Below are 20,941 nucleotides of genomic sequence, written 5' to 3' on the forward strand. Positions count from 1 at the left end.
CGCGGGCCCGGCACCATCCGGAGGACACCCCCTAGGCTGGCCCGCATGGCCACGCTGATCCTCGTCCGGCACGGACGCTCCACCGCCAACACCTCCGGGGTCCTCGCCGGGCGCACGCCCGGGATCGCGCTCGACGAGCGCGGGGCCGCCCAGGCCGCCGCCCTCCCCGGCCGTCTCGCGGACGTCCCGCTCGCCGCGGCCGTCACCAGCCCCCTCCAGCGCTGCCGGGAGACCCTGCGGCCGCTCCTCGACGCCCGCCCCGGACTCCCGCTCCACGTCGAGGAGCGGATCAGCGAGTGCGACTACGGCGACTGGTCGGGCCGCAAGCTGGCGGAGCTCAACGACGAGCCGCTGATGGAGGTCGTCCAGGGGCACGCCTCCGCCGCCGCCTTCCCCGGCGGCGAGTCCATGCGCGCCATGCAGGACCGTGCCGTCGAGGCCGTACGGGAGTGGAACGCCCGCGTCGAGGCGGAGCACGGCGAGGACGCCACGTATCTCATGTGCTCCCACGGGGACATCGTGAAGGCGATCGTCGCCGACGCCCTCGGGCTCCACCTCGACCTCTTCCAGCGCATCCACGTCGACCCCTGCTCGGTCACCGCGATCCGCTACACGCGCCTGCGTCCCTTCCTCCTCCGCCTCGGCGACACGGGGGACTTCGCCGGTCTCGTCCCCCGGGAGCACCCCGGCGGCAGCGGGACGGCGGAGGTCGGTGGCGGTGCGGGCGCACCGTGATCCCCTTGCGCAGTAGGGTGGACGCGCCGTTGTAGTACGACTGTCGAGACCCAAGGAGCCGGGAACGTGTCCCGTCAGGTGTTCCTCTACGACCCACCGGAGCGTTTCGTGGCCGGTACGGTCGGGCTGCCTGGTCGCCGGACCTTCTTCCTCCAGGCGTCCGCCGGCGGCCGGGTCACCAGCGTCGCCCTGGAGAAGACCCAGGTCGCGGCCCTCGCCGAGCGCATCGACGAACTCCTCGACGAGGTCGTCCGCCGCACCGGCGGCAACGCGCCCGTGCCCGCCGTCGCCCCCGCGGAGATCGCGGACACGGCCCCCCTCGACGTGCCCGTCGAGGAGGAGTTCCGGGTCGGCACCATGGCCCTCGCCTGGGACGGCGAGGAGCAGCGCATGATCGTCGAGGCCCAGGCGCTCGTCGAACTCGACGTGGATTCCGAGGAGGACCTCGCCGAGGCCGAGGAGCGGCTGCTCCAGGACGAGGAGAACGGTCCGCCGATGCTCCGGGTCCGTCTCAGCGGGGCCCAGGCCCGGGCCTTCGCCAAGCGGGCCCTGGACGTCGTCAACGCCGGCCGGCCGCCGTGCCCGCTGTGCAGCCTGCCGCTCGACCCGGAGGGGCACGTCTGCCCGCGCCAGAACGGATACCGCCGCGGAGCATGAGCAGCCCCGAGAGCCCGCGCGACACGGAGCTGCTCGCGCGCGGTGAGCTGACCGTGCGCGGCCGGGTCCGAGAGGCGTCCAACGCCGTGCTGTACTGCTCCGTCGCCCACGAGGGGCGGGAAGCCGCCTGCGTCTACAAGCCGGTCGCGGGGGAGCGGCCCCTGTGGGACTTCCCCGACGGCACCCTGGCCCAGCGCGAGGTCGCCGCGTACGAGATCTCCGAGGCCACCGGCTGGGGCCTGGTCCCGCCGACCGTGCTCCGCGACGGTCCGTACGGGGAGGGCATGGTCCAGCTGTGGATCGAGGCCGACCCCGGCGCACGGCTCCTCGCGCTCACCGAGGACGAGGAGGCGGGCGAGGGCTGGAAGGCCGTGGGGCCCGCGCAGATCGACGAGGAGCGCACCGCGCTCCTCGTCCACGCGGACACCCCCGAACTGCGCCGCCTCGCAGTCCTCGACGCCGTCATCAACAACGGCGACCGCAAGGGCGGGCACCTGCTGCCGGCCCCCGACGGACGGCTGTACGGCATCGACCACGGCGTGACCTTCCACGTCGAGGACAAGCTGCGCACCCTGCTGTGGGGCTGGGCGGGCGAGGAGCTGCCCGCCGAGGCGGCCGGCGTGCTCGACTCGCTCGGCCGGTCCCTGGCCCCGGGAGCGCCGCTCGCCACCCGACTGGCGGAACTCCTGACCGGCGCCGAGGTCGAGGCCGTACGCGCCCGCGTGGAGGCGCTGCGGGCCACCGGGCGGCACCCGGAGCCCTCCGGGCAGTGGCCGGCGATTCCCTGGCCGCCCGTCTGAGCTCCCGGTCGCGTCCCTTCGACCGATTGTTTTCGGACACACTCCCCGAGGGGTCCTGCACCCCTGGGGGGTATGCACTCACGCCTCCGACCCGCAAGAGCGCCTAATCGGTCAAGATCCCGGATCCGGTTCGTATCCGGAACACCTGTCCGGTTACGCTCGGGTCATGCATGCCTGGCCCGCTTCTGAGGTCCCCGCCCTTCCCGGCAAGGGCCGCGACCTCCGGATCCACGACACCGCGACCGGCGGACGAGTGACCCTCGCCCCCGGCCCCGTCGCCCGTATCTACGTCTGCGGCATCACGCCGTACGACGCGACCCACATGGGTCACGCGGCGACCTACAACGCGTTCGACCTCGTTCAGCGCGTGTGGCTCGACACCAAGCGGCAGGTGCACTACGTCCAGAACGTGACGGACGTGGACGACCCGCTCCTGGAGCGCGCGATCCGCGACGGCATCGACTGGGTCGGCCTCGCCGAGCGCGAGACCGCCCTCTTCCGCGAGGACATGACCGCCCTGCGGATGCTGCCCCCGCAGCACTACATCGGAGCGGTCGAGGCCATACCGGGCATCGTTCCGCTCGTCGAGCGGCTCCGGGACTCCGGCGCCGCCTACGAGCTCGACGGCGACGTCTACTTCTCCGTCGAGGCCGACCCGCACTTCGGCCAGGTGTCGAACTACGACACCGAGCTGATGCGCCACCTCTCCGCCGAGCGCGGCGGAGACCCCGACCGCCCGGGCAAGAAGAACCCGCTCGACCCGATGCTGTGGATGGCCGCCCGCGAGGGCGAGCCGAGCTGGGACGGCGGCAGCCTCGGCCCCGGCCGCCCCGGCTGGCACATCGAGTGCGTCGCCATCGCCCTCGACCACCTCGGCATGGGCTTCGACGTGCAGGGCGGCGGCTCCGACCTGATCTTCCCGCACCACGAGATGGGCGCCTCCCACGCCCAGACCCTCACGGGCGAGTTCCCCATGGCCAAGGCGTACGTCCACGCCGGCATGGTCGCCCTGCACGGCGAGAAGATGTCGAAGTCCAAGGGCAACCTGGTCTTCGTCTCCAAGCTCCGCCGCGACGGCGTCGACCCGGCCGCCATCCGGCTCGCGCTCCTCTCGCACCGCTACCGCGACGACTGGGAGTGGACCGACCAGGTCCTGGAGACGGCCGTGGAGCGGCTCGGCCGCTGGCGCGCCGCCGTCTCGCGCCCCGACGGCCCGTCCGCCGACGCGCTGGTCGAGGAGCTCCGCGAGGCCCTCTCCGACGACCTCGACACGCCCACCGCGCTCGCCGCGGTCGACCGCTGGGCCGAGCTCCAGACGGCCGAGGGCGGCACCGACGAGTCCGCCCCCGGCCTCGTCTCGCGCGCCGTCGACGCACTGCTCGGTGTGGCCCTGTAGCGAGCAGGACCGCGCAAGTCGCTTTCAGGCAACCGCCCTTGGACTTCTCGTCGAAGTCCGAGGGCGGTTCCGTTTTGTCCTAGCGGGGATGCTCGTTCCTGCGCTAAACAACCTTCATGCAATCATCATCACGCATGAAAGTTGCGCTTGCCGAAGCCGTCCTCGGGCTCCTCACCGCCTTCGCGGGACCCGGCACCACCGCGTCGGCCGACCCGTCCGACACCACCGTCGGCGACGTCACCGGCTTCGCCGCCGACGGGGCCGTCTACCGGCTGACCGCCGGCCACGCGGAGGCCCGCGTCTCCTTCGTCACCGCCGACGCCTTCCGCATCGAACTCGCCCCCGACGGCAAGTTCACCGACCCCACCGGCACCGACATCACCCTGCCCCAGGGCCCGCCGCCGGCCACCCGCTGGCGCGACCTCGGCGACCGCTACGAACTCGCCACCGCCAAGGTGACCCTGCGCGCCACCAAGTCACCGCTGCGCTTCTCGGCCGTACGCGCCGACGGCACCCCCCTCTGGACCGAGACCCAGGGCCTCACCTGGAACCAGGACCGCACCGTCCAGACCCTCGCCCGCGGTGCCGATGAGCAGTTCTACGGCGCCGGAATGCAGAACGGCCGCGGCAACACCTCCCACCGAGGCAAGACCGTCGAGGTCGGCGTCGACTACAACTGGAACGACGGCGGCCACCCCAACTCCGTCCCCTTCTACCTCTCCTCCGCGGGGTACGGCGTCTACCGCAACACCTACGCGCCCAACACCTACGCCTTCACCGAACCCGTCACCACCAGCGCGAAGGAACGGCGCTTCGACGCCTACTACTTCGCGGGCGACGGGAAGGACGCCCTCAAGGACGTCATCGGGCAGTACACCCAGCTCACCGGCAAGCCCTTCATGCCGCCGGTGTACGGCCTGGAGATCGGCGACTCCGACTGCTACCTGCACAACGCCAACCGCGGCGAGCGCCACACGCTCGACGCCCTGAAGGTCGCCGACGGATACGTCCAGCACGACATGCCCAACGGCTGGATGCTCGTCAACGACGGCTACGGCTGCGGCTACGAGAACCTCGCCGAGACCACCGCGGGCCTCGGCGAGCGGAAGATGAAGCTCGGCCTGTGGACCGAGGACGGCATCGACAAGCTCGCCGACCAGGTCAAGGCCGGCCAGCGGGTCGCCAAGCTCGACGTCGCCTGGGTCGGCTCCGGCTACAAGTTCGCCCTCGACGGCTGCAAGGACGCCCACGCCGGCATCGAGGCCAACAGCGACGCCCGCGGCTTCACCTGGGCCCCGGAGAGCTGGTCCGGCGCCCAGCGCTGCGGCGTCCAGTGGTCCGGCGACCAGTCCGGCAGCTGGGAGTACATCCGCTGGCAGATACCCACCTACGCGGGCGCGTCCATGTCCGGACTCGCCTACACCACGGGTGACGTCGACGGCATCTTCGGCGGCAGCGCCAAGACGTACACCCGCGACCTCCAGTGGAAGATGTTCCTGCCCGTCACCATGACCATGGACGGCTGGGCCGCCGCCGACAAGCAGCCCTTCCGGTACGGGGAGCCGTACACCGGCATCAACCGCGCCTCGCTCAAGCTGCACGAGTCCCTCCTCCCGTACGTCTACAGCCACGCGTACCGCGCCACGAAGACCGGCGTCGGCCTCGCCCGGCCGCTCGCCCTCGAATACCCGGACGACCCGAAGGCGGCGACCGAGGCCGCGAAGTACGAGTTCCTCAGCGGCGAGGACTTCCTCGTCGCCCCCGTCTACCAGGACGCGGTGGAGCGCGATGGCATCTACCTCCCGAAGGGCACCTGGATCGACTACTGGAGCGGGCGCACCTACCAGGGCCCCGTCACCGTCGACGACTACAGCGCCCCGCTCGACACCCTGCCCCTCTTCGTACGGGCCGGGGCGGCCGTCCCCATGTGGCCCGGCTCCATCCGCTCGTACCAGGACCGCGCCCCCGGCGACCCGATCGCCTGGGACGTCTACCCGCAGGGCAGCTCCTCCTTCGAGCTCTACGAGGACGACGGCGTCACCCGAGAGCACCGCACCGGGAAGTACGCCACCCAGCGCGCCGAGGTCCGCGCCCCCGAGTCCGGCCCCGGCGACGTCACCGTCCGGATCGGCGCGAGCGAGGGCACGTACACCGGCAAGCCCGCCGCCCGGCCGTACGCCTTCACCGTCCACACCGGCGACGCGCCCGGCACGGTGAAGCTCGACGGACGCAAGCTGCCCGCCCTCGCCTCCCGCGCCGCCCTCGACGCGGCCACCGAGGGCTGGTGGTACGACCGCGACGAGCGCGGGGGAGTGGTCCGGATCAAGACCGCCGCCCAGTCCACCGGCCGCGCCTTCGAACTGCGCCTGACCGACACCAGCGCCGTCGGCGGGACCGTCCCCGGCGCCTCCGCCGTCCTCACCGCCCCCACCGGCCAGGAGCTCGGCGCCGGCACCCCCGGCACCGTCGCCGTGGACGTCACCGCCGGTACCCGGGACGCCACCGACGTACGCGTCTCCCTCGGCGCCCCCGCCGGCTGGCAGGTCACCCCGGCCGCCCCGATCGCCCGCGTCCCGGCCGGCACCACCCGCCGGGTCGAGGTCGCCGTCACCCCGGCGGCCGACGCCAAGCCCGGCGAGGCGGCCACCTTCACGGCGACCACCCGGTACCGCGCCGCGGGCACCGACCGCACCGCCGTCCAGCGGTTCGCGGTCGGCGTGATGCCCCCGGCGCCGACGGCCGACGCCTGGGCGAGCGACCTCGCCTGGCTGCGCTCCACCAACGGCTGGGGGCCGCCGGAGCGCGACCGCTCCAACGGCGAGTCCGGCGCCGCCGACGGCCACACCCTCACCCTGGCCGGGAAGACCTACGAGAAGGGCATCGGCGCCCACGCCGACTCCGACATCGAGGTCTACCTCGGCGGCCGCTGCACCACCTTCACCGCCGACGTCGGCATCGACGACGAGATCAACGGCTACGGGGACGTCGCCTTCTCCGTCGAGGCCGACGGCCGGGTCCTGTGGACCTCGCCCCGGCTGACCGGGGCCTCCGCGACCCTGCCCGTGAACGTCGACGTGACCGGCGCCCGGCACGTGCGGCTGCGGATCACGGACACCAACGGGTCGAAGAGCGGCGACCACGGCGACTGGGCGGCGGCCCGGTTCGGCTGCGCCTGACGCACGAGCGGGAGGGGCGCCCCCGGGCACCCCTCCCGACACGCGGACGGGAGGGGCGCCCCGGGGCACCCCTCCCGTCCTCTCCGTCTACCGACCGGTCCCGCCGTCGGGTCCGTCAGACCCGTCGGGTCCGTCGGTCCCTTCAGGCCCTCCGGCCCCTTCGGGTCCGTCGCCGGAGCCCTCGGAAGGACCCTCGCCGACATCCGTCCCGGGGACCGACTCCGGTCCCGGCTGTTCCGGCTTCGGCGGGCGCGTCCGGCCGCTCCCGGAGTCCCGCAGGAACTCGCCGCCCTCCGTCGCCACCCCCGGACCGGAGCCCGGACCCGCGCCCGGCTCGCGCCGCCGCAGATACCGCTCGAACTCGCGGGCGATCGCCTCGCCCGAGGCCTCCGGCAGCTCCGCCGTGTCCCGCGCCTCCTCCAGGGTCTGCACGTACTCCGCGACCTCGCTGTCCTCGGCGGCCAGCTGGTCCACGCCCAGCTGCCAGGCCCGCGCGTCCTCCGGAAGCTCGCCCAGCGGGATGCGCAGCCCGATCAGGTCCTCCAGGCGGTTGAGGAGCGCCAGGGTCGCCTTGGGGTTCGGCGGCTGCGACACGTAGTGCGGCACCGCCGCCCACAGGCTCACCGCCGGCACGCCCGCGTGCGTGCAGGCCTCCTGGAGGATGCCCACGATGCCCGTCGGGCCCTCGTACCGGGTCTCCTCCAGGTCCATCGTCCGCGCCAGGTCCGGATCGGAGGTCACTCCGCTGACCGGGACCGGCCGGGTGTGCGGGGTGTCCCCGAGCAGCGCGCCCAGGATCACCACCATCTCCACGCCCAGCTCGTGCGCGAAGGCGAGCAGCTCGTTGCAGAAGGACCGCCAGCGCATGGAGGGCTCGATCCCGCGCACGAGCACCAGGTCGCGGGGTTTCTCACCGCCGACCCGGACCACGGAGAGCCGGGTCGTCGGCCAGGTGATCTTCCGGACCCCGTTGTCCAGGAAGACGGTGGGGCGGTTGACCTGGAAGTCGTAGTAGTCCTCGGCGTCGAGCGCCGCGAACACCTCGCCCTTCCATTCCCGGTCCAGGTGGGCGACCGCGGTGGAGGCGGCGTCGCCGGCGTCGTTCCAGCCCTCGAACGCTGCCACCATGACCGGGTCGATCAGCTCGGGTACCCCCTCGAGCTCGATCACCCAGCGCCTCCTTATTCGAAGTTCCTGTCGTACGGCCCCACCTTACGGCTTTCCGGTGGTCCGCCCGCAGTCCCCGGACATCCCCGAAAACCCGTGCGGCCTTGATCGACTACCCAGGAACTCGCCTCCGCACACGGCCCTCCCGCACCTCCCCTCACTCCTCCCAGAGGGTGCTCGGCGCCTCCCTCCGCACCACGGGCGCGATCTCCTCGGCGAAGCGCTGGAGGGTCTCCGTCTGCTCGGCCGTCGACTGACCGAAGGTGTCGACCGTGACGGACTGCAGGTCGTGGCCGTAGTGCTCGTGGTAGCCGAGGATCTTGTCGATGATCTGCTGCGGCGAGCCGATCAGCTGGGGGCCGTCCGCGATCGCGTCCTCGATCGTGCGGAACGGGGTGTTGTACCCGGCCCTGCCCTCCAGGTGCGGCTTGAAGCTCTGCCGCACCTTCGCCTCGTACAGCTCCTTGTACCGGCTCACCGCCTGTTCGGGGGTGTCGGCGATGAGCAGCCCGCCGGAACCGGCCGCCACGCGCGCGTGGGCCGGATCGTGCCCGTACTCCTCGAACTTCTCGCGGTAGTGGGCGATGAGCCGCGCGTACGCCTCGCGCGGCTGGATCGCGTTGGCGGTGAAGAGCGGATCGCCGTGCTTCGCCGCGAGCTCGGGGGAGTTGAGGCTGGTGGCCGAGCCGTGCCAGATCCGCGGCGGACCGGCGTACGGCCTGGGGACCGTGGTCACGTTCTTCAGCGGCGGCCGGAACTCGCCCTCCCAGTCGACGCCCTCCTCCGTCCAGAGCCGGCGCAGCAGTTCGTACTTCTCCTTCTGGAGGTCCCACTGCCGCTCCTCGTCCAGGCCGAAGAGGTCGAAGTGACCGGCCTCCGCGCCCTTGCCGACGACGAGTTCGAGCCGGCCGCGGGAGAGCTGGTCGAGCGTGGCGTAGTCCTCGGCGACCCGCACGGGGTCGAGGATCGCGACCACGGTGACACCGGTGAGCAGCCGGATCCGGCTGGTGCGGGCGGCCAGGGCGGAGAGCAGCACGGTCGGGGACGAGGACAGGAACGCGCCCGCGTGCCGCTCGCCGACCGCGTACGCGTCGAAGCCGAGCCGTTCGGCGGTCTCGCCGAGCGCGACGACCTGCTCCAACCGGTCGGCGGCGGACAGCAGTTCGCCGGTGAGCGGGTGCGGGGAGTGGTGGACGATCGAGAGCACCTGAAACTTCATGCCCCCACTGTGCGCGCCGAGTGTTGCGCCCGTGTGGACGGCGCATGGCACGCCTAGGGGCGGCTCCCCGACGAGGAACCGCCCCTAGGCGGGCGGCCCTCCGGAGAGGAACCGCCCCTGCCGTCGCGGGAGTTACTTCCGCAGCATCGACTCGACCTCGGCGCGGACCTCGTCCGTCGCGAGACCGCGGATGGTCAGCGTCGTGCGGCGGCGCAGCACGTCGTCCGCCGTCTCGGCCCACTCGTGGTCGCGGGCGTAGGCGACCTGCGCCCAGATCTCCGGGGCGTCCGGGTGGATCCGGCGGGCGAGCTCCGGGTTCTCGTTCGCCATCCGGGCGATGTCGAAGGAGAGCGAGCCGTAGTGCGTGGCCAGGTGCTTGGCGGTGTCGGCGGCCATGCGGGGGCCGGGCGCCGGGCCGTCGACGAGCAGCCGGTGGGCGACCGCGTTCGGGTTGGCTATGCCGGGCAGCGGCAGCCGCTTCGGCAGCGCGGACACCGGCTCGTAGTCCTTGCCGAGCGGGTGGCCGGGGAGCTGCTCCAGCTTCTTCATGACCGTGCGGCCGATGTGGCGGAAGGTCGTCCACTTGCCGCCGGCCACCGACAGCATGCCGCCGCGTCCCTCGGTGACGACCGTCTCGCGCTTGGCCTTGGAGGTGTCGCCGGGACCGCCCGGGAGCACCCGGAGGCCGGCGAACGAGTACGTGATCAGGTCGCGGGAGAGCTGCTGGTCGCGGATGGAGAAGGCGGCCTCGTCCAGGATCTGGGCGGTGTCCTTCTCGGTGACCTCGACCTGGCCGGGGTCGCCCTCGTACTCCTCGTCGGTGGTGCCGAGGAGCAGCATGTCCTCCCAGGGGAGGGCGAAGGTGATGCGGTACTTGTCGATCGGGGTGGCCAGCGCGGCCTTCCACGGCGAGGTCCGCTTGAGGACCAGGTGCGCGCCCTTGGAGAGGCGGATGGAGGGGGCCGCGTTCGGGTCCTCCATCTTGCGCAGGTGGTCGACCCACGGGCCGGTCGCGTTCAGCACGAGCCGGGCGTTCACGCCGAACTCGTCGCCGGTGGTGCGGTCCTTCAGCTCCGCTCCGGTGACCCGGCCGCGGGTGAAGCGGAGGCCGGTGACCTCGGCGTGGTTGAGGACGGTGGCACCGGCGTCGACGGCGGCGCGGACGGTCATCAGGGCCATCCGGGCGTCGTTCATCTGGTCGTCGCCGTAGACGGCGACGGCCTTCAGGTTGTCGGTGCGCAGCTCCGGCACGTCCTGGGCGGCCTTGGCGGGGGAGAGGAGGTGCCCGACGCCGTCGCCGAAGGCCGAGAGGGCGCTGTAGGCGAAGACGCCGGCGCCGAGCTTGGCGGCGCCGTGCGGGCCGCCCTTGTAGACGGGCAGGTAGAAGGTGAGCGGGTTGGCGAGGTGCGGTGCCACCTGGCGGGAGACCGCACGCCGCTCGAAGTGGTTCTCCGCGACCAGCTTGACCGCTCCGGTCTGCAGGTAGCGCAGGCCGCCGTGGAGCAGCTTGGAGGAGGCGGAGGAGGTGGCGCCGGCGAAGTCACCGGCGTCCACCAGGGCCACCCGCAGGCCCGACTGCGCGGCGTGCCAGGCGGTGGAGATGCCCAGGATGCCGCCCCCGATCACCAGGAGGTCGTACGTCGCCTTGGAAAGCTGTTCCCGGGTCTCGGCGCGGCTCGGGAGGGAACCGGCAGCCGGGTGCGTCCCCAGGGCAGGGACGCTCTGCAGGGTGGTCATCTCGTATTACTCCTCGTCCTCGATCCAGCCCATGGTCCGCTCGACGGCCTTGAGCCAGCTCTTGTACTCGCTGTCACGCTTGTCGGCGTCCATGCGAGGGGTCCATTCCGCCGCCCGGCGCCAGTTGGCGCGCAGCGCGTCGGTGTCCGGCCAGAAGCCGACGGCGAGACCGGCGGCGTAGGCGGCGCCGAGGCAGGTGGTCTCGGCGACCATCGGGCGCACGACGGGCGCGTCCAGGAAGTCCGAGAGGGTCTGCATCAGCAGGTTGTTGGAGGTCATGCCGCCGTCGACCTTGAGCGCGGTCAGCTCGACGCCGGAGTCCTTCGTCATGGCGTCGGTGATCTCGCGGGTCTGCCAGGCGGTGGCCTCCAGGACGGCGCGGGCGATGTGCGCCTTGGTGACGTACCGGGTGAGGCCGGCGATGACGCCGCGGGCGTCGGAGCGCCAGTACGGGGCGAACAGGCCGGAGAAGGCCGGCACGAAGTAGGCGCCGCCGTTGTCCTCGACCGAGGACGCCAGGGTCTCGATCTCGGCGGCGGACTTGATCAGGCCCATCTGGTCGCGCATCCACTGGACGAGCGAACCGGTGACGGCGATCGAGCCCTCCAGGGCGTAGACCGGCTTCGCGTCGCCGATCTGGTAGCCGACCGTGGTCAGCAGGCCGCTGTAGGAGTTGATGATCTTGTCACCGGTGTTCATCAGCATGAAGGTGCCGGTGCCGTACGTGGACTTGGCCTCGCCCTCGGCGAAACACGTCTGGCCGAACAGGGCGGCCTGCTGGTCGCCGAGCGCGGAGGCGACCGGGACGCCGTCGAGGATGCCGCCCTTGACCGTGCCGTACACCTCGGCGGAGGAGCGGATCTCCGGCAGCACGGCGGCCGGGATGTCCATGGACTGCAGGATCTTCTCGTCCCAGGCCATGGTGTGGAGGTTCATCAGCATGGTGCGGGAGGCGTTGGTGACGTCGGTGACGTGGTGGCCGCCGTCGACGCCGCCCGTGAGGTTCCAGATGACCCAGGAGTCCATGGTGCCGAAGAGGATGTCGCCGCGCTCGGCCCGCTCGCGCAGGCCCTCGACGTTGTCGAGCAGCCAGCGGACCTTCGGGCCGGAGAAGTAGCTCGCGAGGGGGAGGCCGGTCTCGCGGCGGAAGCGGTCCTGGCCGACGTTGCGGCCGAGCTCCTTGCAGAGGGCGTCGGTGCGGGTGTCCTGCCAGACGAGGGCGTTGTGGACGGGCTCGCCGGTGTTCCTGTCCCAGAGCAGGGTGGTCTCGCGCTGGTTGGTGATGCCGATGGCCTTGACGTCGGCGGCGGTGATCTCCGCCTTCTCCAGGGCGCCGGCGACGACCTCCTGGACGTTGGTCCAGATCTCGGCGGCGTCGTGCTCGACCCAGCCCGGCTTCGGGAAGATCTGCTCGTGCTCCTTCTGGTCGACCGAGACGATCCGGCCGTCCTTGTCGAAGACGATGCAGCGCGAGGAGGTGGTGCCCTGGTCGATGGCCGCGATGAACGGGCCGGAGGTGTGTGCGTCGGTCACGGTGTGCTCCAAGGGGGTCTGGAAGAAGGACGGCTCAGGCGAACGCGATGTTGTAGATACCCGCGGCGAGGGCGCCACCGATCAGCGGGCCGGCGACCGGGATCCAGGCGTAGCTCCAGTCGGAGCCGCCCTTGTTCGGCAGCGGGAGCAGGGCGTGCACGATGCGCGGGCCGAGGTCACGGGCCGGGTTGATGGCGTAACCGGTCGGGCCGCCGAGCGAGAGGCCGATGGAGACCACGACGAACGCGGTGATCAGGGCGCCGATGACGCCGAGACCCTTGCCGCTGTCGTTGAGGCCCTGGGTGAGCACGGCCAGGACCAGCACGACCGTGCCGATGATCTCGGTGGCGAGGTTCTGCCAGGTGTTGCGGATCTCGGGGCCCGTGGAGAAGACGCCGAGCACCGGGCCGGGGCCCTCGATCGGCTTCTCGCCGAGGGTCTCCGGGTCCGTGAGGTGCGCCTGGAACTGGCCGTAGTAGGCCACCCAGACCAGCGCCGCGCCGATCATCGCGCCGAGCATCTGGCCCGCGACGTAGACGGGGACGTTGCTCCAGTCCCCGTCCTTGATCGCGATTCCGACCGTGACGGCGGGGTTCAGATGGGCCCCGGAGAGGGAAGCGGTCATGTAGACCGCCGTCATGACGGCGAAGCCCCACCCGAAGGTGATCGCGAGCCAGCCCGCGTTGCGGGCCTTGGAGGCCTTGAGCGTGACGGCGGCGCACACACCGCCGCCGAGCAGAATGAGAACGGCGGTACCGATGGTCTCGCCGAGGAAGATGTCGGAGCTGGACACCCGCGACTCCTTTGTCCTTCGTCCAGGGGAAGGCGAACCCCGGGTCCCTCCGGTGGTCCGCGCCCTCGTGTGAGGGCGTTGCCGGCCCTTGGCACTGTCACACCTTAGCGCCTATTGCCGTTAGGTGTTCGACAATGTCGACCGGTGAACGGAAGTTTTGTCCCCGGGTTAACAGCGCGTCAAGGGCCTGGGAAGCGAAAAACCCGCCGATAACGCGATCGTTACCGGCGGGTTCTGTTGCGTCGGGGGCGGTCCGTGACCACGCCCGCACGGGCGGTCAGAAGCGGTTCGCCCCCAGGTCCCGGGAGACCGCGCGGGCGCAGTCCCGTACCGCCGCCACCAGCTCGGGGCGCAGCTCCCCGCCCGGGCAGACCCGCTCCACGGCGCCCGTGACCGCCACCGCGCCCACCGGCATCCGCCGCCGGTCGTGGATCGGCGCCGCCACCGACGCCACGCCCTCCCAGGTCTCCTCCACGTCCGCCGCCCAGCCCCGGGCCCGCGTCATGTCGAGCAGCGACTCGAAGTCGCCGAGCTCCGTGGTCGTCCGGGGGGTGAACGCCTCCCGCTCGACCTCCAGCACCTCGCTGTGCGCCACCGGGTCGTACGCCGACAGGACCTTGCCGAGCGCCGTGGAGTGCAGCGGCTGCATGGCCCCCACCTCCAGGACCTGGCGGCTGTCGTCCGGCCGGAAGACGTGGTGCACGATCAGCACGCCCCGCTGGTGCAGCACCCCCAGGTGCACGCTCTCGCCGCTGGACCGCGCCAGGTCGTCCGTCCAGACCAGCGCACGCGCCCGCAGCTCGTGCACGTCCAGGTAGCTGTTGCCGAGCCGCAGCAGCTCCGCGCCCAGCTGGTAGCGGCCCGAGGCCGCGTCCTGCTCCACGAAGCCCTCCGCCTGGAGGGTGCGCAGGATGCCGTGGGCCGTCCCCTTGGCGAGTCCGAGCGAGGACGCGATGTCGGAAAGACCGAGTCGGCGCTCGCCACCCGCGAGCAGTCGCAGCATGGCCGCCGCCCGTTCAAGCGACTGGATGTTCTTCGCCATCGCCCGGCCCCTCACCCTTCTCATACTGTTCGACAATGCTGAACACTATCGGTCGATGCCGACCTTGCGTCACATCACACAGTGTCGGCCAAGGAGGGGCAGGACCGGGAGTCCCCGCACACAGGATGCCGTCCGGCCCGTGGGACGCCGTGTCCACCCCGGCCCCGGCGCGGTTACGCTGGCCCCGTGCACCCTCCCCCGAGGGCGCAAAGCCGACAGCCGTCGCATTCCAGGGAGCTCATCCATGGCCTCGTTGCCGACCCCTTCCGCTGACAGCCGGAACCGCGCCGCCGCCCTCCGCGAGGCACTCGCCAGCCGAGTCGTCGTCGCCGACGGAGCCATGGGCACCATGCTCCAGGCCCAGGACCCCACCCTCGAGGACTTCCAGAACCTCGAAGGATGCAACGAGATCCTGAACGTCACGCGGCCCGACATCGTCCGTTCGGTCCACGAGGCGTACTTCGAGGTCGGCGTCGACTGCGTCGAGACGAACACGTTCGGCTCCAACCACTCGGCCGCCGGCGAGTACGAGATCGCGGACCGGATCTTCGAGCTCTCCGAGGCGGGCGCCCGGATCGCCCGCGAGGTCGCCGACGAGTTCGCCGCCGAGGACGGCCGTCAGCGCTGGGTGCTCGGCTCGATCGGCCCCGGCACCAAGCTCCCCTCGCTCGGCCACATCGCGTACGACGTGCTGCGCGACGGCTACCAGCAGAACGCCGAGGGCCTGCTGACCGGCGGCGCCGACGCCCTGATCGTGGAGACGACCCAGGACCTGCTGCAGACCAAGTCCAGCCTCATCGGCGCGCGCCGCGCGATGGAGGCCCTGGGCGTGGACGTGCCCCTGATCTGTTCGCTCGCCTTCGAGACCACGGGCGTCATGCTGCTCGGCTCCGAGATCGGTGCCGCGCTGACCGCCCTGGAACCCCTCGGCATCGACCTCATCGGCCTGAACTGCTCGACCGGCCCCGCCGAGATGAGCGAGCACCTGCGCTACCTCGCCCGCCACTCGCGCACGCCCCTGATGTGCATGCCGAACGCCGGTCTCCCCGTGCTCACCAAGGACGGCGCGTACTTCCCGCTCACGGCCTCCGAGATGGCCGACGCGCAGGAGAACTTCGTCCGCGACTACGGCCTGTCCCTGGTGGGCGGCTGCTGCGGCTCCACCCCCGAGCACCTGCGCCAGGTCGTCGAGCGGGTCCAGGGCCTCACCCCGCCCGAGCGCTCCCCCCGCCCCGAGCCGGGCGCCGCCTCCCTCTACCAGACGGTGCCGTTCCGGCAGGACACCTCGTACCTGGCGATCGGGGAGCGGACCAACGCCAACGGGTCGAAGAAGTTCCGGGAGGCGATGCTGGAGGGCCGCTGGGACGACTGCGTGGAGATGGCGCGGGACCAGATCCGCGAGGGCGCGCACATGCTCGACCTGTGCGTGGACTACGTGGGCCGGGACGGCGTCGCGGACATGGAGGAGCTGGCGGGGCGTTTCGCGACCGCCTCGACGCTGCCGATCGTGCTGGACTCCACCGAGGTGGACGTCCTGCGGGCCGGCCTGGAGAAGCTCGGCGGCCGGGCCGTCATCAACTCCGTCAACTACGAGGACGGCGACGGGCCCGAGTCCCGCTTCGCCAAGGTCACCCGTCTGGCCCAGGAGCACGGCGCCGCCCTCATCGCCCTCACCATCGACGAGGAGGGCCAGGCCCGTACCGCCGAGCACAAGGTCGCCGTGGCCGAGCGGCTCATCGCCGACCTCACCGGCAACTGGGGCATCCACGAGTCGGACATCCTCATCGACACCCTGACCTTCACGATCTGCACCGGTCAGGAGGAGTCGCGGAAGGACGGCATCGCCACCATCGAGGCGATCCGCGAGCTGAAGCGCCGCCACCCGGACGTCCAGACGACGCTGGGCCTGTCGAACATCTCCTTCGGCCTCAACCCGGCCGCCCGGATCCTCCTCAACTCGGTCTTCCTCGACGAGTGCGTCAAGGCGGGCCTGGACTCGGCGATCGTCCACGCGTCGAAGATCCTGCCCATCGCCCGCTTCGACGAGGAGCAGGTCGCCACCGCGCTCGACCTGATCTACGACCGGCGTGCCGAGGGCTACGACCCGCTGCAGAAGCTGATGGCCCTCTTCGAGGGCGCCACCACCAAGTCGCTGAAGGCGGGCAAGACCGAGGAGCTCCTCGCCCTGCCGCTGGACGAGCGGCTCAAGCGGCGGATCGTCGACGGCGAGAAGAACGGCCTGGAGGCCGACCTCGACGAGGCCCTGGAGACCCGCCCGGCCCTCGACATCGTCAACGAGACCCTCCTGGACGGCATGAAGACGGTCGGCGAGCTGTTCGGCTCCGGCCAGATGCAGCTGCCGTTCGTGCTCCAGTCCGCCGAGGTCATGAAGACGGCGGTGGCCCACCTGGAGCCGCACATGGAGAAGTCCGACGCGGAGGGCAAGGGCACCATCGTGCTCGCCACCGTGCGCGGCGACGTCCACGACATCGGCAAGAACCTCGTCGACATCATCCTGTCCAACAACGGCTACAACGTCGTCAACATCGGCATCAAGCAGCCGGTCTCCGCGATCCTGGAGGCGGCCGAGGAGCACGACGCCGACGTCATCGGCATGTCGGGCCTCCTGGTGAAGTCCACCGTGATCATGAAGGAGAACCTGGAGGAGCTCAACGGCCGCGGCCTGGCCGCCAAGTACCCCGTGATCCTCGGCGGCGCCGCCCTGACCAGGGCGTACGTCGAGCAGGACCTCCACGAGATCTACCAGGGCGAGGTCCGCTACGCCCGCGACGCCTTCGAGGGCCTGCGCCTCATGGACGCCCTCATCGGCGTCAAGCGCGGTGTCCCCGGAGCCGTGCTCCCCGAGCTGAAGCAGCGCCGGGTGGCCAAGGGCGCCGGCACCGCCGCCCTCCAGGTCGACGAGCCGGAGCCCGGCGGCCGTTCCGACGTGGCCACCGACAACCCGGTGCCGACCCCGCCCTTCTGGGGCACCCGCGTCGTCAAGGGCATCCCGCTGAAGGACTACGCGTCCTGGCTCGACGAGGGCGCCCTCTTCAAGGGCCAGTGGGGCCTCAAGCAGAACCGGGCCGGCGACGGGCCGGCGTACGAGGAGCTCGTCGAGACCGAGGGCCGGCCCCGGCTGCGCGGCTGGCTGGAGCGCCTCCACACCGAGAACCTCCTGGAGGCGGCCGTCGTCCACGGCTACTTCCCCTGCGTCTCCAAGGGCGACGACCTGATCATCCTGGACGAGGCGGGCAACGAGCGGACCCGGTTCTCCTTCCCGCGCCAGCGCCGGGGCCGCCGCCTCTGCCTCGCGGACTTCTTCCGCCCGGAGGAGTCCGGCGAGACCGACGTCGTCGGCCTCCAGGTCGTCACCGTCGGCTCCAGGATCGGCGAGGCCACGGCCAAGCTCTTCGAGTCCGACTCCTACCGCGACTACCTGGAGCTGCACGGCCTCTCCGTCCAGCTCGCCGAGGCCCTCGCCGAGTACTGGCACGCCCGCGTCCGCGCCGAGCTCGGCTTCGGCGGGGAGGACCCGGACGACGTCCAGGACATGTTCGACCTCAAGTACCGCGGCGCGCGCTTCTCGCTGGGCTACGGCGCCTGCCCCGACCTGGAGGACCGCGCGAAGATCGCGGAACTGCTGCGCCCGGAGCGGATCGGCGTCCACCTCTCCGAGGAGTTCCAGCTCCACCCCGAGCAGTCCACCGACGCCATCGTCATCCACCACCCGGAGGCGAAGTACTTCAACGCACGGTGACCCCGCGGTGACGGCGCGGCGTAAATCCGCGCTTTCACGGTGATCACGACGTACACTTGTCGGTCCAGTGCAGGCCGGTCTTCCTCCCCGTACCGGGGAGGGGGGCCGGCCTTCTCGTCCCTCCATGGAGGTGTGCCGGATGACCAGCACGGTCCCCGCGTCCCTGTTCCGTACGAACGGCAGCTCCGCCCTGCAGGCGGTCTTCCTCGACATGGACGGGACCCTCGTCGACACGGAGGGGTTCTGGTGGGACGCCGAGGTCGAGGTCTTCGCCGACCTCGGGCACCGGCTGGACGAGGCCTGGCGGGACGTCGTGGTCGGCGGCCCGATGACCCGCAGCGCGGGCTACCTCATCGAGTCCACCGGGGCCGACATCACCCTCGAAGAGCTGACCGTCCTGCTCAACGAGAAGTTCGAGCAGCGCATCGAGCGGGGCGTCCCCCTCATGCCGGGGGCGGAGCGGCTGCTCGCCGAGCTGGCGCGGCACTCCATCCCGACCGCCCTGGTCTCCGCCTCGCACCGGCGGATCATCGACCGGGTCCTCGCCTCGCTCGGTCGCGACCGCTTCTCGCTCACCGTCGCCGGTGACGAGGTCGTCCGCACCAAGCCGCACCCCGAGCCGTATCTGGCGGCCGCCCAGGGCGTCGGGGCCGATCCCGCGCTCTGTGCCGTCATCGAGGACACCGCGACCGGTGTGGCCGCCGCCGAGGCGGCGGGCTGCCGGGTCGTCGCGGTGCCCTCCGTCGCCCCCATCGCGCCGTCCCCGGGCAGGGTCGTGGTCCGTTCGCTGGAAGAGGTCGACGTGCCGTTCCTGCGGACCTTGATCACGGGAATTTGAGCTTTCCCTGAGGAAAACGATCCGGTTAAAGCGATCGGGCCATTCACCGAAAAGCGTCTACGTGACCTTGGTCACTCAGAGTGCCGGACGGTGGGTGGCCCTTTCTCGTCCCCTGTCCCAAAACCGGACGTTTCGGTGCCCCCTGTGTCCCGATTGGGTAAGCGTCGTCCCCAACGTCCGGCGCATGGTTATAGAGACCGCCGCATCCATGATCACTCTTCGATTACGCCCCTGTACGGCCCCGGTCAAGCGATACCGGCGCCGCCCACTAATCTTTCGCGAGTACTTCGCCGCATAACCGCGTGCACCGGCGCATACCCAAGTCGCCGTGAACACAGGACCGATCGCAACACCCGGCCCGATCGCTCCCGCCCCGACCGGGCGGCAGGCGGCGGAGTTCCACTGACCGCTGTACCCCAGTGCCGGATGAGGAGATCGTCCCTGATGAACCGCAAGACCCTGGTGCTGCCGGCCGTGGCCGGACTGCTCGCCCCCCTGCTCGCCGCCTGCGGCGGATCAGAGGACGCCCGGGCCATCACCGTCGGCACCACGGACCAGTTCATCGTCACCGAGGACGCCCCCGCCCCGCTCGACCCGGCCTACGCCTACGACACCGGCGCCTGGAACATCCTCCGCCAGACCGTCCAGACCCTGCTGCACGTGCCCCGCGGCGGCGGCGAGCCCGTCCCCGAGGCCGCCCAGACCTGCGGCTTCTCCGACAAGGCCAGCGAGAGCTACCGCTGCACGCTCCGCTCCGGCCTCACCTTCGCCGACGGCACCCCCATCACGGCCGAGGACGTCAAGTTCTCCATCGAGCGCGTCCTGAAGATCAAGTCGGACAACGGCACGGCCGCCCTCCTCGCGAACATCGACACCGTGGAGACCCAGGGCACCGACGGGATCGTCTTCCACCTCAAGACCCCCGACGCCACCTTCCCGTACAAGCTCTCCACCCCCGTCGCCGGCATCCTCAGCAAGGACAAGTACGCCGCCGACAAGCTCCGCGACGGCTTCGACGTCGACGGCTCGGGCCCGTACACCATGAAGGTCGAGCGCGAGGGCGACAAGGCCACCCGCTTCGTCTTCACCAAGAACCCGGCGTACAAGGGCGACGTCACCCTGCGCAACGACAAGGTCGAACTGCGCCCCTTCGCCGACGCCGACGCCATGGGCGCGGCCCTGGAGCGCGACGACATCGACATGATGGCCCGCTCCCTGTCGCAGAAGCAGATCAAGGACCTGACCGAGACGCCCAAGGAGAAGATCCGGGTGACCGAGGTCCCCGGCCTCGAGATCCGCTACCTCGGCTTCAACACCGAGGCCCCCTCCGTCGAGCAGAAGGCCGTCCGCCAGGCCATGGCCGCCGTCGTCGACCGGGGCGCCCTCGTCAACCTCGTCTACGGCCCCACCGCCGAGCCGCTCTACTCGCTGATCCCCTCCAGCATCACCGGCCACGCCACCCCCTTCTTCGACGAGTACGGCGAGCCCGACCCCGCCCGCGCCGCCAAGATCCTCAAGGACGCCGGCGTCAAGACGCCGGTCAAGGTGACCCTCAACTACACCACCGACCACTACGGCGCCGAGACCGCCAAGGAGTTCGAGGCGCTCAAGAACCAGCTCGTCGCCAGCGAGCTCTTCGACGCCAAGGTCCAGGGCGCCGAGTGGTCCACCTTCCGCACGGCCCAGAAGCGCGGCGACTACGCCGTCTACGGCCTCGGCTGGTTCCCGGACTACCCGGACCCGGACAACTACATCGCGCCGTTCCTCGACAGCGACAACTTCCTCAACACCCCGTACGTGAACAAGACCGTCCGCGAGAAGCTCATCCCGCGCTCGCGCCGCCAGGCCGACCGCAACGCCGCGAGCCCCGTCTACGCGCAGATCCAGAAGATCATCGCCAAGGACGTCCCCGTCCTGCCCCTGTGGCAGGGCAAGCAGTACGTCGCCGCCCGCGACGACCTCAACGGAGTCGAGTACGCCCTCAACACCTCCTCCGACCTGCTGCTGTGGGAACTGGGCCGCGGCACCGCCTGACCCCTTCGTTGTCCCGGCCGCGCGCCCCTGCGCGGCCGGCCTGACAAGAGATCA

Annotated in this window: 14 protein-coding genes; 8 read left to right on the forward strand and 6 right to left on the reverse strand. The window is 71.3% G+C overall.

From position 1 onward, the window contains the following. The first annotated feature begins 45 nt into the window (after nucleotides 1–45). The 5 genes from ACFYUZ_RS14445 to ACFYUZ_RS14465 all read left to right on the forward strand — a co-directional run bounded on the left by ACFYUZ_RS14445 (nucleotide 46) and on the right by ACFYUZ_RS14465 (nucleotide 6,764). A complete protein-coding gene (locus tag ACFYUZ_RS14445) occupies nucleotides 46–735 on the forward strand; it encodes a histidine phosphatase family protein (RefSeq protein ID WP_389308842.1) in 690 nt (229 codons plus the stop codon). A gap of 66 nt (nucleotides 736–801) precedes the next feature. Continuing rightward, nucleotides 802–1,392, forward strand: a complete 591-nt coding sequence (locus tag ACFYUZ_RS14450; RefSeq protein ID WP_093876934.1) for a DUF3090 domain-containing protein — start codon at nucleotides 802–804, stop codon at nucleotides 1,390–1,392. Beyond that, nucleotides 1,356–2,192, forward strand: coding sequence for an SCO1664 family protein (locus tag ACFYUZ_RS14455; protein WP_389309327.1), 837 nt, complete (start codon nucleotides 1,356–1,358; stop codon nucleotides 2,190–2,192). Before ACFYUZ_RS14450 ends, ACFYUZ_RS14455 begins: the two co-directional genes overlap by 37 nt. A gap of 166 nt (nucleotides 2,193–2,358) precedes the next feature. Next, entirely contained in the window at nucleotides 2,359–3,588 is a 1,230-nt protein-coding gene (gene mshC / locus ACFYUZ_RS14460; protein ID WP_389308844.1) for a cysteine--1-D-myo-inosityl 2-amino-2-deoxy-alpha-D-glucopyranoside ligase, read from the forward strand. A gap of 116 nt (nucleotides 3,589–3,704) precedes the next feature. Continuing rightward, a complete protein-coding gene (locus ACFYUZ_RS14465) occupies nucleotides 3,705–6,764 on the forward strand; it encodes an NPCBM/NEW2 domain-containing protein (protein WP_389308846.1) in 3,060 nt (1,019 codons plus the stop codon). Nucleotides 6,765–6,851: 87 nt separating this feature from the next. Here the strand turns inward: ACFYUZ_RS14465 and ACFYUZ_RS14470 are convergent, their stop codons facing one another. The 6 genes from ACFYUZ_RS14470 to ACFYUZ_RS14495 all read right to left on the reverse strand — a co-directional run bounded on the left by ACFYUZ_RS14470 (nucleotide 6,852) and on the right by ACFYUZ_RS14495 (nucleotide 14,255). Then, complete coding sequence (locus ACFYUZ_RS14470) at nucleotides 6,852–7,934, reverse strand: PAC2 family protein (protein ID WP_389308848.1); 1,083 nt, start codon at nucleotides 7,932–7,934, stop codon at nucleotides 6,852–6,854. A gap of 154 nt (nucleotides 7,935–8,088) precedes the next feature. After that, on the reverse strand, nucleotides 8,089–9,150 hold the full coding sequence (locus ACFYUZ_RS14475) for an LLM class flavin-dependent oxidoreductase (protein ID WP_389308850.1): 1,062 nt from the start codon (nucleotides 9,148–9,150) through the stop codon (nucleotides 8,089–8,091). 132 nt (nucleotides 9,151–9,282) lie between these two features. Then, the gene (locus ACFYUZ_RS14480) at nucleotides 9,283–10,887 is read right to left on the reverse strand and encodes an FAD-dependent oxidoreductase (RefSeq protein WP_389308852.1); all 1,605 of its coding nucleotides are present in this window, start codon (nucleotides 10,885–10,887) and stop codon (nucleotides 9,283–9,285) included. A 6-nt stretch (nucleotides 10,888–10,893) separates the two neighbouring features. After that, a complete protein-coding gene (gene glpK / locus ACFYUZ_RS14485) occupies nucleotides 10,894–12,420 on the reverse strand; it encodes a glycerol kinase GlpK (protein ID WP_389308854.1) in 1,527 nt (508 codons plus the stop codon). Nucleotides 12,421–12,454: 34 nt separating this feature from the next. Further along, nucleotides 12,455–13,213 carry an MIP/aquaporin family protein gene (locus tag ACFYUZ_RS14490; protein WP_389308856.1) on the reverse strand — a complete coding sequence of 253 codons (759 nt, stop codon included), beginning with the start codon at nucleotides 13,211–13,213 and terminating at the stop codon, nucleotides 12,455–12,457. A 277-nt stretch (nucleotides 13,214–13,490) separates the two neighbouring features. Next, nucleotides 13,491–14,255 (reverse strand): IclR family transcriptional regulator, encoded by a 765-nt coding sequence (locus ACFYUZ_RS14495; protein WP_093876943.1) that lies wholly within the window; start codon nucleotides 14,253–14,255, stop codon nucleotides 13,491–13,493. A 244-nt stretch (nucleotides 14,256–14,499) separates the two neighbouring features. On the opposite strand from ACFYUZ_RS14495, the gene metH reads away from it, so the two are divergent. The 3 genes from metH to ACFYUZ_RS14510 all read left to right on the forward strand — a co-directional run bounded on the left by metH (nucleotide 14,500) and on the right by ACFYUZ_RS14510 (nucleotide 20,887). Beyond that, the gene (gene metH, locus ACFYUZ_RS14500) at nucleotides 14,500–18,015 is read left to right on the forward strand and encodes a methionine synthase (RefSeq protein ID WP_389308858.1); all 3,516 of its coding nucleotides are present in this window, start codon (nucleotides 14,500–14,502) and stop codon (nucleotides 18,013–18,015) included. A gap of 139 nt (nucleotides 18,016–18,154) precedes the next feature. Next, nucleotides 18,155–18,853: an HAD family hydrolase gene (locus tag ACFYUZ_RS14505; protein ID WP_389308860.1), complete on the forward strand. Its 699-nt coding sequence runs from the start codon at nucleotides 18,155–18,157 to the stop codon at nucleotides 18,851–18,853. 444 nt (nucleotides 18,854–19,297) lie between these two features. Further along, a complete protein-coding gene (locus tag ACFYUZ_RS14510; protein WP_389308862.1) occupies nucleotides 19,298–20,887 on the forward strand; it encodes an ABC transporter substrate-binding protein in 1,590 nt (529 codons plus the stop codon). Nucleotides 20,888–20,941: the final 54 nt, after the last annotated feature.

The sequence above is a fragment of the Streptomyces sp. NPDC004266 genome, from assembly GCF_042874095.1.
Taxonomy (GTDB): Bacteria; Actinomycetota; Actinomycetes; order Streptomycetales; family Streptomycetaceae; genus Streptomyces.

What these genes read in the sequence shown, in the direction of transcription:
- ACFYUZ_RS14445 (WP_389308842.1), top strand. Translation starts at nt 46, where the DNA reads ATGGCCACGCTGATCCTCGTCCGGCACGGACGCTCCACCGCCAACACC.
- mshC (WP_389308844.1), top strand. Translation starts at nt 2,359, where the DNA reads ATGCATGCCTGGCCCGCTTCTGAGGTCCCCGCCCTTCCCGGCAAGGGC.
- ACFYUZ_RS14465 (WP_389308846.1), top strand. Translation starts at nt 3,705, where the DNA reads ATGCAATCATCATCACGCATGAAAGTTGCGCTTGCCGAAGCCGTCCTC.
- ACFYUZ_RS14475 (WP_389308850.1), bottom strand. Translation starts at nt 9,150, where the DNA reads ATGAAGTTTCAGGTGCTCTCGATCGTCCACCACTCCCCGCACCCGCTC.
- ACFYUZ_RS14480 (WP_389308852.1), bottom strand. Translation starts at nt 10,887, where the DNA reads ATGACCACCCTGCAGAGCGTCCCTGCCCTGGGGACGCACCCGGCTGCC.
- ACFYUZ_RS14495 (WP_093876943.1), bottom strand. Translation starts at nt 14,255, where the DNA reads ATGGCGAAGAACATCCAGTCGCTTGAACGGGCGGCGGCCATGCTGCGA.
- metH (WP_389308858.1), top strand. Translation starts at nt 14,500, where the DNA reads ATGGCCTCGTTGCCGACCCCTTCCGCTGACAGCCGGAACCGCGCCGCC.
- ACFYUZ_RS14505 (WP_389308860.1), top strand. Translation starts at nt 18,155, where the DNA reads ATGACCAGCACGGTCCCCGCGTCCCTGTTCCGTACGAACGGCAGCTCC.
- ACFYUZ_RS14510 (WP_389308862.1), top strand. Translation starts at nt 19,298, where the DNA reads ATGAACCGCAAGACCCTGGTGCTGCCGGCCGTGGCCGGACTGCTCGCC.